The 13,600-nt window shown below is 60.9% G+C and carries 12 protein-coding genes; 7 read left to right on the top strand and 5 right to left on the bottom strand.

The features are described 5' to 3' along the window. Nucleotides 1-14 precede the first annotated feature (14 nt). Nucleotides 15-986, bottom strand: coding sequence for a transcriptional regulator LsrR (gene lsrR, locus CMQ96_RS12490; RefSeq protein WP_024358708.1), 972 nt, complete (start codon nucleotides 984-986; stop codon nucleotides 15-17). A 219-nt stretch (nucleotides 987-1,205) separates the two neighbouring features. Between lsrR and lsrA the strand changes: the two genes are divergently transcribed. From lsrA to lsrG, 6 genes are read left to right on the top strand one after another with little or no spacing between them, the layout of a single operon-like run. Beyond that, the gene (lsrA, locus tag CMQ96_RS12485; protein ID WP_064343424.1) at nucleotides 1,206-2,693 is read left to right on the top strand and encodes an autoinducer 2 ABC transporter ATP-binding protein LsrA; all 1,488 of its coding nucleotides are present in this window, start codon (nucleotides 1,206-1,208) and stop codon (nucleotides 2,691-2,693) included. Further along, on the top strand, nucleotides 2,690-3,724 hold the full coding sequence (lsrC, locus tag CMQ96_RS12480; RefSeq protein WP_004135938.1) for an autoinducer 2 ABC transporter permease LsrC: 1,035 nt from the start codon (nucleotides 2,690-2,692) through the stop codon (nucleotides 3,722-3,724). The genes lsrA and lsrC overlap by 4 nt, the downstream gene beginning before the upstream one ends. Further along, nucleotides 3,725-4,717, top strand: a complete 993-nt coding sequence (gene lsrD, locus CMQ96_RS12475) for an autoinducer 2 ABC transporter permease LsrD (RefSeq protein ID WP_049113935.1) — start codon at nucleotides 3,725-3,727, stop codon at nucleotides 4,715-4,717. A gap of 1 nt (nucleotide 4,718) precedes the next feature. Continuing rightward, on the top strand, nucleotides 4,719-5,726 hold the full coding sequence (gene lsrB / locus CMQ96_RS12470; RefSeq protein WP_098066885.1) for an autoinducer 2 ABC transporter substrate-binding protein LsrB: 1,008 nt from the start codon (nucleotides 4,719-4,721) through the stop codon (nucleotides 5,724-5,726). Between the two features lie 11 nt (nucleotides 5,727-5,737). After that, a complete protein-coding gene (gene lsrF, locus CMQ96_RS12465) occupies nucleotides 5,738-6,625 on the top strand; it encodes a 3-hydroxy-5-phosphonooxypentane-2,4-dione thiolase (protein ID WP_004125444.1) in 888 nt (295 codons plus the stop codon). Next, nucleotides 6,622-6,918 (top strand): (4S)-4-hydroxy-5-phosphonooxypentane-2,3-dione isomerase, encoded by a 297-nt coding sequence (lsrG, locus tag CMQ96_RS12460; RefSeq protein ID WP_098066884.1) that lies wholly within the window; start codon nucleotides 6,622-6,624, stop codon nucleotides 6,916-6,918. The genes lsrF and lsrG overlap by 4 nt, the downstream gene beginning before the upstream one ends. A 72-nt stretch (nucleotides 6,919-6,990) precedes the next feature. Here lsrG and ygjG read toward each other — a convergent pair whose 3' ends face one another. Continuing rightward, a complete protein-coding gene (ygjG, locus tag CMQ96_RS12455; RefSeq protein WP_049089047.1) occupies nucleotides 6,991-8,370 on the bottom strand; it encodes a putrescine aminotransferase in 1,380 nt (459 codons plus the stop codon). 240 nt (nucleotides 8,371-8,610) lie between these two features. Beyond that, nucleotides 8,611-9,165, bottom strand: coding sequence for a PadR family transcriptional regulator (locus tag CMQ96_RS12445; protein ID WP_024358703.1), 555 nt, complete (start codon nucleotides 9,163-9,165; stop codon nucleotides 8,611-8,613). A 236-nt stretch (nucleotides 9,166-9,401) separates the two neighbouring features. On the opposite strand from CMQ96_RS12445, the gene CMQ96_RS12440 reads away from it, so the two are divergent. Continuing rightward, a complete protein-coding gene (locus CMQ96_RS12440; RefSeq protein WP_024358702.1) occupies nucleotides 9,402-10,175 on the top strand; it encodes a siderophore-interacting protein in 774 nt (257 codons plus the stop codon). A gap of 280 nt (nucleotides 10,176-10,455) precedes the next feature. Here CMQ96_RS12440 and CMQ96_RS12435 read toward each other — a convergent pair whose 3' ends face one another. Together CMQ96_RS12435 and dhaM are read right to left on the bottom strand one after the other, a co-directional pair. Then, nucleotides 10,456-12,105 carry a glycerone kinase gene (locus CMQ96_RS12435; RefSeq protein WP_049086671.1) on the bottom strand — a complete coding sequence of 550 codons (1,650 nt, stop codon included), beginning with the start codon at nucleotides 12,103-12,105 and terminating at the stop codon, nucleotides 10,456-10,458. 66 nt (nucleotides 12,106-12,171) lie between these two features. Further along, a complete protein-coding gene (gene dhaM, locus CMQ96_RS12430; protein ID WP_098066883.1) occupies nucleotides 12,172-13,593 on the bottom strand; it encodes a dihydroxyacetone kinase phosphoryl donor subunit DhaM in 1,422 nt (473 codons plus the stop codon). Nucleotides 13,594-13,600 lie beyond the last annotated feature (7 nt).

Below are 13,600 nucleotides of genomic sequence, written 5' to 3'. Positions count from 1 at the left end.
GCGGCGCAAGGCCGTTATGAGGCCAGCGTAAGCACCGCGCGTGCTGTTGTCTCTTCCGTTACCAGGCCATTAATCCGCTTGCCGATCAGGGCCGCGTAAATCGCCTGCGCTTTTTCTTCTCCCCCGGCGACGCCAACGATGGTTGGCAGCTGCGCCAGTTCATCAAGGGTGACGCCGAGCAGTTCCCGATGGATCTCCAGCCCTTCGACCGGTTTGCCGTCGGCCTGCAGGAAATAACCTAAAATGTCGCCTACCGCGCCTTTGCGGGCGTACATCAGTTGTTCACCCTCGCTGATATAGCCGGAGCGCAGGATGGTGGCGTCGCGGCGCTGATCGATGGCGCCGATGCCCACCACCGCCGCATCCGCCGCCGTGGCGGCGAGGATCACGTCGCGTACGCTCGCTTCCCGGCGCAGTATCTCCGCCACATCTGCCGATGACACCCTGAGCGGCGCGGGGATCATGCTGACGCTACAGGCGGCATCCAGCTGGCCAATGCCGGTCATATACGGGCCCACGCCGCCGGAAAGCGTCACCAGCCGAACCTGCTGGGAGCCGATAAACCCGCTCAGGTGCTGCAGGCAGCTCATGGTCGCCTCGCCAAAGCCCACCGCCAGCAGCTGTCCCGGCTCCAGCACGCCCATTAACGATTGCGCCGCGCCAATCCCCAGGCGGGTGTTCATCGGGGGCGTATTCAGCGCCGGCAGCACGCGGGCGATTTTCAGGCCGAAGCGCTGCTGAAGTTCGGTTTCCAGCGCCAGGCAGCCTTCATAGCGCGAGTTAATCTGGACGCGGATCACCCCCGACTGGCGGCCCTTCTCCAGCAGGCGGGAGATCTTTAACCGCGGCAGTCCTAAACGCTCGCCGATGTCGTTCTGCGTCAGGCCGTCGTGGTAGTAACACCACGCCACCCGCGCCACCAGCTCCTCCTCGGCTAACGCCAGCCCGGCGTAGCGGCTCTCTTCCGTAATGCGTTTTTCGCTCATAAAGTGAACTCTTATAAAAATTTAGATCATATGTTCGTTGTTGCGTGGTCGGAAAATGTGAGCCGACTGGCAAAACCGATCTTTCGTTGTTCGCTGGTTTTATTCAAACGATCGAAAGCATAAAACTGTGATCGCTGCACGGTTGTAAATATAGTTCACCGTCTACGCTTTTGAACATTATTAATTTAAAAAATCTTTTGTTCAAAATGAGGCGCGATGATGAAGCCACTGCTTGAAGCTCGCCAAATCTGCAAACAGTTCTCCGGCGTCACCGTGCTGAAGCAGATTGATTTCACGCTGCTTTCCGGCCAGGTACACGCGCTGATGGGCGGCAACGGCGCCGGGAAATCGACGCTGATGAAGATTATCGCCGGCGTGGAAACGCCCGACAGCGGTGAGCTTGTCTTCGGCGAACGCGCGTTTGCGCGCCTCACTCCCGCCCAGGCCCATCAGCAGGGCGTGTATCTGGTGCCGCAGGAACCGATGTTATTCCCCAATCTGACGGTGCGGGAAAATATTCTTTTTCGTCTGCCGAAGCGGGCGGATAACGAGACCCGCCTGCGGGAAAAGCTTCAACAGCTTAACTGCCAGCTCAACCTTGAGGTGGCGGCCAGCACTCTGGAAGTGGCCGATCAGCAAATGGTGGAGATCCTGCGCGGGCTGATGCGCGACGCGCAGATCCTGATCCTCGATGAGCCCACCGCCTCGCTGACGCCGGGGGAAACCGAACGCCTGTTTCGTCAGATCCGCTCTTTACAGGCCCTCGGCGTCGGGATCGTGTTTATCTCGCACAAACTGCCGGAGATCCGCCAGGTCGCCAGCCACGTTTCGGTGATGCGCGACGGCGCGGTGGTGCTGAGCGGGGAAACCGCGCAGTACGGCGACAATCAGCTGATCGGCGCGATGACGCCCGTCAGTCGCGATCGAGCCCTGAGCGACACGCAAAAGCTGTGGCTGGCGCTGCCGGGCAATCGCCGCACCCAGGCGCAGGATTTCCCGGTGCTGCGGGTAGAAGATCTGACCGGGGAAGGTTTTATCGATCTCAACCTCGAGATCCGCGCCGGAGAGATCGTCGGCCTCGCCGGGCTGGTGGGATCCGGGCGTACCGAATTCGCCGAAACGCTCTACGGTCTGCGCCCGGCTCGCGCCGGGCGGGTGTGGCTGGAGAACCGCGATATCAGCCGCGACAGCACGCGCGCCAGGCTGGCCAGCGGGCTGGTCTATTTGCCGGAGGACAGGCAGGTTTCCGGATTGTTTCTCGATGCGCCGGTGCGTTGGAACACGGTGATGTTTAACCAGCCGTCGCTGTGGCAGCAGAACCGGCGCGAAGCGGCGGTGGTGGAGCGCTATCACCGGGCGCTGGGGATCAAAATGGCCGATGGCGATCGCCCGGTGCGTACGCTCTCCGGCGGCAATCAGCAGAAGGTGCTGTTGGCGCGTTGCCTGGAGGCTAACCCGCTGCTGCTGATCGTTGATGAGCCCACGCGCGGCGTGGACGTTTCCGCCCGCGCCGATATCTATCAGCTGCTGAAAAGCGTCGCCGCGCAGAACGTGGCGGTGCTGATGATCTCCAGCGATCTCGACGAGTTCGTCGGCCTGGCCGACCGGGTACTGGTGATGCATCAGGGCAGGCAGAGCGGCGAGCTGGCGCAGCAGGCGGTCAGCGTTGACCGGATGATGACCCTGGCCTTCGGAGGGCAGGCATGAAAACGTTACTGAAAAATCGCGAACTGAGCGCCTTTCTCGCCATCGTGGTGCTGTTTGCCGGGCTGGTGGCGCTCAACCCGGCCTATTTCAGCTTACAAACCCTGGGCATGATTTTCGCCAGCTCGCAAATCCTTTGCCTGCTGGCGCTGGGGGCGACCCTGGTGATGCTGACCCGCAATATCGACGTTTCGGTGGGTTCCACCGTCGGCCTGAGCGCTATCGCGGTGGGCGTGGCGCTCAATAGCGGCTATGGCCTGATGACCGCCATCGCCTTCGCGCTGGCGATCGGCGCGCTGGCCGGCGCCTTTAACGGCCTGCTGGTGGTGGGGCTGCGTATCCCGGCGATTGTCGCCACCCTCGGCACTCTCGGGCTTTATCGCGGAGTGATGCTGCTGTGGACCGGCGGTAAGTGGATTGAAGGCTTGCCGAACAGCCTGAAAGCGCTGTCGGAACCGGCGTTCATCGGCATTTCGCCGCTGGGCTGGCTGGTGCTGGCGCTGCTGCTGGCGGGCGGCGGGATACTGTCGCGCACCGCCTTTGGCCGCGATTTTTACGCCGTCGGCGATAACCTCGCCGCGGCCCGCCAGCTTGGGGTGGCGGTGAACCGCACGCGGATGCTGGCATTCACCCTTAACGGCATGCTGGCCGCCTGCGCCGGCATTGTGTTCGCCGCGCAGATCGGCTTTGTGCCCAATCAGACCGGCAGCGGCCTGGAGATGAAGGCCATCGCCGCCTGCGTGCTCGGCGGGATCTCGCTGCTGGGCGGTACCGGCACGCTGCTCGGCGCTTTTCTCGGCGCCTTCTTTCTCACCCAGATCGACACTGTACTGGTGCTGTTCCGCCTCCCGGCGTGGTGGAACGACTTTATCGCCGGCCTGGTGCTGCTCGGCGTGCTGGTGCTCGACGGGCGGCTGCGCCAGGCGCTGGCCCGCCATCAGCGGGCGCTGAAGTACAGCCGCTTTCAGCCCGGCAACAAAGGGGGCAAGCGCGTGGCCCCGTTTCCCGAACGCAAAAACAAAGAGGTGGCGTAAATGAAGCTCAACTGGGAAAGCGCGCTGCTGGCGTTGCTGGTGCTGGAGATCCTGCTGTTTGGCGCCCTCAATCCGCGCATGCTGGATCTCAATATGCTGCTGTTCAGCACCAGCGACTTTATCTGCATTGGCATCGTGGCGCTGCCGCTGACGCTGGTGATCATCAGCGGCGGGATTGATATTTCGCTCGGTTCGACCATCGGCCTGTGCGCTATCGCGCTGGGGGTGATGATGCAGGCGGGCTGGCCGATGAGCCTCGCGATCCCCCTGACGCTGCTGCTCGGCCTGCTGTGCGGGCTGCTGAACGCGGCGCTGATTCACTACACCGGCATTAGCCCGCTGGTGATAACCCTCGGCACCCTGTACCTCTACGGCGGCGGCGCGCTGCTGCTTTCGGGCATGGCCGGGGCCACCGGCTACGAAGGCATCGGCGGATTCCCGGACAGCTTTACCGCCTTCGCCAACCTGACCCTGTTCGGCCTGCCGATCCCGCTGGTGCTGTTCGCCGTTATCACCTTTTTCTTCTGGCTGCTGGCCCACCGCGGGCGCTTTGGGCGACACCTTTTTCTGCTCGGGCAGAACCCGCGCGCCGCGCGCTACGCCGCGCTTTCCGTTAACGGGATGCCCTACGCGCTGTATGGCCTGGTGGGCGTGGCGTCGGCGGTGGCGGCGCTGGTGATGGTCTCCTATTTCGGCTCGGCGCGCTCGGACTTAGGCCGCGACCTGCTGATGCCGGCGCTGACCGCCGCGGTGCTCGGCGGGGCCAATATCTACGGCGGTTCCGGCTCGATCATCGGCACGGCGCTGGCCGCGCTGCTGGTGGGCTATTTACAACAAGGTTTGCAAATGGTCGGCATCCCCAACCAGGTGTCGAGCGCGCTGTCAGGGGCGCTGTTGGTTGTGGTGGTGATGGGGCGTTCGCTGAGCCTGCACCGTGAATGGGTGCGGATGAGCTGGCGGCGTCTTTTCTCGCGTAAAACAATCGGAGCATAAAATGAAAACAAAACTGATGGTGCTGGCGATGGCGATGGCGCTGGGTATGGCATCGGCCCAGGCGGCGGACCGCATCGCCTTTATTCCAAAACTGGTCGGTGTCGGTTTCTTTACCAGCGGCGGCAACGGCGCGAAAGAGGCGGGCAAAGCGCTCGGCGTGGACGTCACCTACGACGGCCCGACCGAACCGAGCGTCTCCGGCCAGGTACAGCTGATCAACAACTTCGTCAACCAGGGCTACAACGCGATTATCGTCTCCGCCGTATCGCCGGACGGCCTGTGCCCGGCGCTGAAGCGGGCGATGCAGCGCGGGGTCAAGGTCCTGACCTGGGACTCCGATACCAAACCGGAGTGCCGGAGCATCTATATCAACCAGGGGACGCCGCAGCAGCTCGGCGGCCTGCTGGTGGAGATGGCGGAAAAACAGGTGACGAAACCCACCGCCAAAGTGGCGTTTTTCTACTCCAGCCCGACGGTGACCGACCAGAACCAGTGGGTAAAAGAGGCGAAGGCCAAAATTGAAAAAGAACATCCGCAGTGGGAAGTGGTGACCACCCAGTTTGGCTATAACGACGCCACTAAATCGCTGCAAACCGCCGAGGGGATCTTAAAAGCGTACCCGGATCTCGACGCTATTATCGCTCCTGACGCCAACGCGCTCCCGGCGGCCGCCCAGGCGGCGGAAAACCTCAAGCGCCAGGGCGTGGCGATCGTTGGTTTTAGCACGCCGAACGTGATGCGCCCCTACGTGGATCGCGGCACGGTAAAAGCCTTCGGCCTGTGGGACGTGGTGCAGCAGGGCAAGATCGCGGTTAACGTCGCCGATCGTCTGCTGAAAAAGGGCGATCTTAACGTTGGCGACAGCGTCGATGTGAAAGATCTCGGCGCCCTGAAAGTCGAGCCGAACAGCGTGCAGGGCTACCAGTATGAAGCGAAAGGCAACGGCATCGTGCTGCTGCCGGAGCGGGTGGTGTTCACCAAAGAGAATATCAATAACTACGATTTCTGATGGAGGATGAGATGGCTGATTTAGACGATATCAAAGAGGGAAAAAACTTCGGCTTAGACCGTCCGCAGCAGAACACCCTCTATACGCTGAAGGGCTGCGGGTCGCTGGAGTGGGGGATGCAGTCGCGGCTGGCGCGTATCTTCAATCCGCAGAGCAACCGTACGGTGATGCTGGCGTTCGACCACGGCTATTTTCAGGGGCCGACCACCGGGCTGGAGCGGATCGATCTCTCTATCGCGCCGCTGTTCGAAGAGACCGACGTGCTGATGTGTACCCGCGGCGTGCTGCGCAGTCAGGTGCCGGCGGCGACCAACAAACCGGTGGTGCTGCGTGCTTCCGGCGGCAACTCGATCCTCAGCGAACTTTCCAACGAGTGCGTGGCGGTGGCGATGGAGGACGCGTTGCGCCTGAACGTCTGCGCGGTGGCGGCGCAGGTCTATATCGGCAGCGAGCACGAGCATCAGTCGATCAACAACATCATCAAGCTGGTGGACGCCGGCAACCGCTACGGTATGCCGGTGCTGGCGGTAACCGGCGTGGGCAAAGAGATGACCCGCGACGCCCGCTACTTCTCGCTGGCCAGCCGCATTGCCGCCGAAATGGGGGCGCAGTTCGTGAAAACCTATTTTGTTGAGGAAGGCTTTGAGAAAGTCACCGCCAGCTGCCCGGTGCCGATCGTCATCGCCGGGGGCAAAAAGCTGCCGGAGCAGGAGGCGCTGGAGATGTGCTGGCGGGCGATCGACCAGGGCGCATCCGGCGTGGATATGGGGCGGAATATCTTCCAGTCCAGCGCGCCGCGCGCGATGCTGAAGGCGGTGAAAAAAGTGGTGCATGAGAACCTGAGCGCCCGCGAGGCGTATCAGTTCTGGCAGGAGGAAAAACAGGGAGAGCTGCAATGAACGTAACGCTGGTGGAAATCAATATCAAACCGGAACGGGTCGACGAGTTTCGTGAGGTGTTCCGTGCCAACCACGAAGGGGCGCTGCAGGAGCCGGGCAATCTGCGCTTTGACGTGCTGCAGGACCCGGAGGTGAAGACGCGCTTTTTTATCTATGAAGCCTATATCGACGATGAGGCGGTGCTGGCGCACAAGAAAACCCCGCACTATCTGGCCTGCGTAGAGAAGCTGGAGGCGCTGATGTCGAAGCCGCGGCAGAAGCGCAGCTTTATCGGCCTGCTGCCGGAGGTGTAAGACTGTCCCCTCACGCTAACCTTTGCTATGGGATAGCGTGAGGGGACATATATTGCGGACATAGGGGCGCCACTACGCCTCTTCTACCGAAACGCGTAGCGCCGCCAGGGCCAGGCGGGCCGCTTTTAGCACCTGTTCACACTGCTCCAGCGTCAGCGTCAGCGGTGGCTCAACGCGGATCGTCCTGGCGTTGTTCAGCGTTCCGGCCACCAGTACCCGCTGGCGGAACATCTCGCTGGCAAAGTCATAGCCGATTTCGTTATCGACAAACTCAATCGCCATCAGCATGCCTTTGCCGCGAACTTCATTCACCAGATCCGGATATTCGCGGGCCAACTGACGGAAGCCATCCAGCAGCATGTCGCCTTTCTGCTCCGCCTGCGCGGGCAGGTTTTGCGTCAGCAGCACGTTGATGGTCGCCAGCGCCGCCGCGCAGGCCAGCGGATTGCCGCCGAACGTGGTGGTATGCAGGAACGGGTTGTCGAACAGCACCGAGAACACCTCTTCGGTGGCGATCGTGGCGCCAATCGGCATCACCCCGCCGCCCAGCGCTTTGGCAAGGCACAGAATATCCGGCTGGACGTTTTCATGCTCGCAGGCAAACATCTTGCCGGTGCGCCCCATGCCGGTTTGTACTTCATCGAGGATCAGCAGCGCGCCAAACTCGTCGCACAGCTTGCGCACCGCGGGCAGATAGCCCGGCGGCGGCAGAATCACCCCGCCTTCGCCCTGAATGGGCTCAAGGATCACCGCCGCGACGTCATCGCCGGTCTTTTTGCACTCGCTCAGCAACGTGCGCATGGCGTTAATATCGCCGAACGGTACGTGCCGGAATCCCGGCAGCAGCGGCATAAAAGGCTTACGGAAAGTGGATTTCGCGGTGGCGGAAAGCGCGCCCAGCGACTTACCGTGGAACGCGCCGCTGGTGGCGACGAAGGTAAATTTGCCGCGCGGAGACTGGTAAGCTTTCGCCAGCTTTAACGCCGCTTCGACCGATTCGGTGCCGCTATTGCTAAAGAAGCTGTATTTCAGTTTGCCGGGCGTTAAGGCCGCGAGGGTTTTTGCCAGCATGGCCCGCAGCGGGTCCAGCAGTTCCTGACTATGAAGAGGTTGTTTAGCGAGTTGATTTTCGACGGCGGAAACGACAACTGGATTACGGTGCCCTACATTAAAAATCCCAAACCCACCCAGGCAGTCGATAAACTCCTGTCCCTGAGTGTCGACAAGCGTATTTAACCCTCCCGCTTGCCACTCTACGGCTCCGTAATCCCCGCCAGCAGTGACCGATTTTCGATACGCTAAAAATCCTGGGTTCACATGCTCTTTAAAGTATTCTCTGACCTCCTGGTTAAGTGATTTCATCTCCTCATGATCGAGCGTTCGCTTCTCAATGAGATTCAATGCGTGTGCGCTGCAGGCCAGAGCCGATGCGCTGGAAGGTAACCTGTTCAAAATATGCTCCTGGGCGGGGCGTATCACATGATACTGAATTAAGTATTGCAGGGATTACGCCACTTCGGCGCGGGCCAGGAAAATCGGGATAAACGCAACGTGAAATTGCGATTGAGCAAAATTTAATCTTACGGCGCTATTATTGGCATGTTTTACTCCTGAAGGCGTAAAACCCCGTGAATAAGGGCTTCCGCCGCGCGCGTCGCGGCGGTGCAGGCTGCCCAGCGATGGGGCAGAGGGTTAGTCGAGCTGGGAAATCTCCATTGCCGCGCGGTCAATCACGCCGACGATCTGCTTTAGCTGAGCTTCAGTAATGGCCTGCTGGTTAACTTTTAAATCCAGTACCGCCTTAAAATTCTCCAGCGCGCGCTTCATCTGCGGATTTTTACGCAGTTCACAACCCACCATACGCGCCTGCAGTTTGGCCTGAATCTGCTCCAGCTGTTGCTGGTTTTCCGTGTGCAGCTGGCTGCCGTCGGCGGTAATGGCGATTTTTTTACGACCGTTTTCGTCAGCCACGCTGATTAAGCCCTGATCCTGGAGCAAGTCGAGCGTCGGGTAGATGACGCCGGGGCTCGGGCTGTAGTTGCCCTGGGTCATGGTTTCGATCTCTTTGATAAGCTCGTAGCCGTGGCTGGCGTTACGGGTGAGGATATCCAGAATCACCAGGCGCAGCTCGCCGTGGCCAAAGAAGCGCTGCCGACGTCCGCCGCCCCTGCGGCCATGCTCGCCGTGTTCGCCATGCTCATCGTGGCGTCCGCGTGGCCCACGCCCTTCTTCGTGATGATGTCTCATGTTTTGCTCCTCTATTTTTGATATATCTAATTTATATCTAAAAAATAAAAAGTAGCAATGAAGGATTTTGTTTATTTTTTAACTTAATGATTTTAAATGATTTATTTTTCATTTTTGACTTTTGTGCCGTTTTGCTTTGGCTATATCAAAAAAGACTTGCATTCTTTTTTAATGGCAATCATTATCATTTGAAAGATTTTTAGATATATCTATTCAGTTCACGAAGGCGATGAAAAATGACAAAGGCAAATAACCCCAAATACCCGCAGCGCGTGCGTAACGAGCTGCGTTTTCGCGAGTTGACCGTGCAGCGCGTCGAGCGTATCGGTCACGCTTTCCAGCGTATTGTGCTGGGCGGAGAGGCGCTGGACGGTTTTGTTTCTCAGGGTTTTGACGACCACACCAAGCTCTTTTTCCCCGAAGCGGGCGCCGCATTCACGCCGCCGGAGGTGACGGATGAAGGCATTAACTGGGGCGAAGGCGTGCGTCCGGCGACTCGCGACTATACGCCGCTGTACGACGCCGGGCGTCATGAGCTGGCGTACGACTTTTTTATTCACGACGGCGGCATTGCCAGCCGCTGGGCGCTGACGGCGCAAGCGGGCGATAAGCTGGTGATCGGCGGCCCGCGCGGTTCGCTGGTGGTGCCGGAAGATTACGCATGGCAGCTGTACGTGACCGATGAGTCCGGAATGCCCGCGCTGCGCCGCCGTTTGCTCGGGTTGCAGCAGCTTCCGACGCCGCCGCAGGTGACGGCGATTGTGACTATTGGCGATGCGTCTTATCAAGATTACCTGGCCGATCTTGATGGCTTTAATATCGAGTGGGTGGTAGGGCATAACCCAGCCGCCGTGGCCGAACGTCTGGCGCAGGTGGTGATTCCGGCGGACGATTATTTTATCTGGCTGACCGGTGAAGGCGCGGCGGTGAAGTCGCTGCTGGCGCGCTTTGAAGGCGAAGAGATTGACCCGCAGCTGGTGCGTTCGCAGGCCTACTGGCACAGCAAGTAAGCGCGGAGAAAACCCGGGTTGCGGCTGACGCCTTACCCGGGCTACGAAAGAAAACTGCGCGGTGATTTTCCCGCAGGCGATGCTGCGCATCTGTCCGGGCTACCGCTCCACAGACGGCGGTGCGCCCGTAGCCCGGGCAAGGCGCGTCAAGCGCCGCCCCCGGGAGCAGAGTGCGCAGAGGCATCATTTCCCGGAGGCGATGCTGCGCATCTGTCCGGGCTACCGCTCCACAGACGGCGGTGCGCCCGTAGCCCTGCTAAGCGCAGCGCGAGCAGGGGAATTATTTCTGCGCCAGCGCCTTAAACACCATCGCCACCGCATGGGCGCCGGGGTCCATATTGCCGCGCAGGCTATCGCTGTTGAGATACGACGCGCGCCCGGCGTTGGCTTTGCTGGCGTGAAGCGTACGATCCGCGCCCGCCTGGGCCGCCGCGAAAGCGGCCTGCAGATTTTCCGGCTCGGCCGCCAGCGCCGCCAGTGCCGGCTGCAGGGCATCAATCATGGTCCGATCGCCTTCATCGGCGCCGCCGTAAAACTTCATCTGCGCCAGCCCGGCGTTTAGCGCTTCGGCGACGCTTGCCCCCTGTTCCAGCTTCTGCCCGGCGGCGGTAAAGAAAATTGACATCAGCACGCCGCTGGAGCCGCCCATCACCACCGTCAGACGCTCGCCAATCAGCGCCAATAGCGTAGCGAGGTTAGCCAACGGCAGCTGGCGACGCTGTAGCAAGTCGGCGATGTCGCGCGCGCCGGCGGCGAAGGTGGAGCCGGTATCGCCGTCGCCGACTTTGGCATCCAGCGCGTTGAGATCTGCTTCAAGATCGGACAGCGTGCCGGTCACCCGCTCGACGTAGTCCGCAACCACGCTATTCTCCGAGGGCTCAAACTCTACCCGGGTGCTGCGCAGCGACGACGGCATCACGCTGATTTCGCGTGGCTGCACCGGCGTCTGCCAGCCGGCGGTTTCTACCGCGGAAAGCAGCGCCTTCTCAATACTCTCTTCCAGCACGATGGCGGTGAGGGAGAAGCCTTTCATATCCAGCGCGGTCACCAGCGAAGCCGGGCCAATCAGCCAGTCGATACGCTGTTGCAGCGGCGTATGCGCCAGCTCGCGGGTCAAAATCGCCATTTCGGCAATCGATACGCCGCCGAGATTATTGATCATCACCGCCAGACGACCGGTTTCCGGCAGGGCGGCGCTGAGCTTCTCCGCCATCAGCGTAACGATTTCCGCGCTGTTCTGGGTCGCGATGACCGATGCGCCCGGTTCGCCGTGGATCCCCATGCCCAGCTCGGCCTGGTCCGCGTGATGGCGCGGGGCCGTTTCCGCGTCCTGCGGCAGATGACAGCTGGCAAGAGCCAGTCCGAGGCTGAAGGTATGTCCGGCGGCATACTGCGCTTCGCGCAGCACGGTCGCCAGATTGTGTCCGCGTTCGGCGAAGTAGCCTGCCACTTTATGCACCAGAATCGTCCCGGCGATGCCGCGCGGATGTTTGTTGTCCGGCAGCGAAATATCATCGCCAACGATCAGCATTTCAACGTTATAGCCCATGCGGCGCGCCTTCTCCGCCGCGAGGCCGAAGTTCAGGCGATCGCCGGTATAGTTCTTGACGATCAGCAGACAGCCCGCGTCGCCGGTTACCGCCTGGATGGCGGTCAGCACCGCATCGACGCTCGGCGAGGCAAACAGGTCGCCGCAGACGGCGGCGGTCAGCATGCCTTTACCGACAAAGCCCGCGTGGGCCGGCTCGTGACCGGAACCGCCGCCGGAGATCACCGCCACGTTGTTTTTGTCGAGATCGCGACGCACCACCACGCGAATGGCGGGATCGCTCTCCAGCCGCGCCAGGTTATTCCACGGGCTGGCGATAATGGTTCCTTCAATCACGTCGTTGACGAGGTTGGCGCGTTGATTAAAAAAGAATTGAGACATAACGGATCCTGAAAGTTAAGCGAGTTCCCGGAGGGGACAGCCTCCGGGGTGGAAAGATGGGGCAGGTTAGCCGCGAATCACGCGTTTGCCGGGAATATCAAGGGTGATGGTCTCTCCGTTTTGCAGCGTCGTCAGCATATCGCGCTGCTGGCAAAGCATCGCAATGCCCGCCTGGCGGGCGATAATCGCGCCGTGAGCGTGCTCGCTGCTCTCCTGCAGACAGATTCCCTTCACCTGACGGCCGTCGAGCTGCACGACGGTAGAAGGAAAGATATCGTCGGCTACGAGGATCGAAGGCGCGCTAAACTGCGGCAGCGCTTCGCTGCTCTCGTTAAGGTGACGCAGCGTGCGGTGCAAAATATCTTCAATATCAATATAGCGTGCCTGAAGGTAGGCATCGTCGAGATGGCGATATTGTTGGCTTAAATCGCTCAGCACCTGATGCCACGCCCACTCCGCGCTGCACTGCTCGTCGCGCACGATATCGCACGCTGCCGTATATAAATCAGGATCATCAAGCAGAGTATGATGCCCGGAGAAGATCGCCGCGATGTCGGCGGAATACTTCTCCTCCGCCAGGGCCGTCAGCGCGCTAAGATCGTCCAGCGTCCGATCAATAGCCCGTTTCAGGCGCAGCTGCTGCTGACCGATGGCGGCGCTCTTTTCCCGCGTAACGCTGTTCTGAGGCCGAGGGTAGAGCACGACCTGGCCCTGAATGCGGGCGGCATGGGTGGGCTGCAAAGCGGGGGTCGCCTCCGTTTGCTCGCCAAAGTTCTCCGTCGCCAGCGCCTGGAACGCCGCCAGCGCGGCGTCGGCGTCCGGGCCGCGGGCCAGCAGCCTTAAGGTATCGTTCCGGCGCACCTGAAGCAGGGCGATTTGGTTGAGGCTATCCGGCGTGACGCACTTTCCCTCTTTCTCCAGCACCAGGTCGGCGTTGAATCCCGCCAGCGCGGCGACCAGCTTTGACGCCGGGCGAACGTGCAGGCCGTTAGGATTTTGAATCACTACGGAAACCGAGCGCGCGTCGCGGTCATCGGCCAGCTCGGCGGTAAGCGAAGGGGGTTGCGGTTGCGATGGTAACCCGAGCTGTACGCGCTTTGCCTCCAGCGCATTCATGGCGTCCTCAATCACCTTGTCGATGTCGGCCCCGGCGGCGGCGCTCACCGTCGCCGCCAGCGTCCCTTCAACCAGCGGCGCCGCGCACAGGCGGACCTTCGCCGCAATCGCCGGATCGAGCAGATCCAGCGCGGTTTCGGCGCTCAGCAGGGCGCTGCCAATATCCATCATTACCAGTACATGATCGGCGTCGGCGACGGATTCAATGGCCTCCATCACCTTAATCGGATCGGTGCCGATCGGGCTGGCGGGATCGTCAATGCCGGCGGCGATCGCCAGCTTACAGCCATCGTTCATTAACATCTGCCGGGCCAGTTCTCCGACACCTTCGCCCAGACGGGCGCTATGAGAAACAATAACCAGGTTTACCATCGCGTTT

This window comes from Klebsiella sp. MBT K-1, assembly GCF_002556465.1.
Classification (GTDB): domain Bacteria; phylum Pseudomonadota; class Gammaproteobacteria; order Enterobacterales; family Enterobacteriaceae; genus Klebsiella; species Klebsiella grimontii.
The sequence above is the reverse complement of the archived record's forward strand: the minus strand, read 5'-3'. Positions and strand labels throughout refer to the sequence as shown.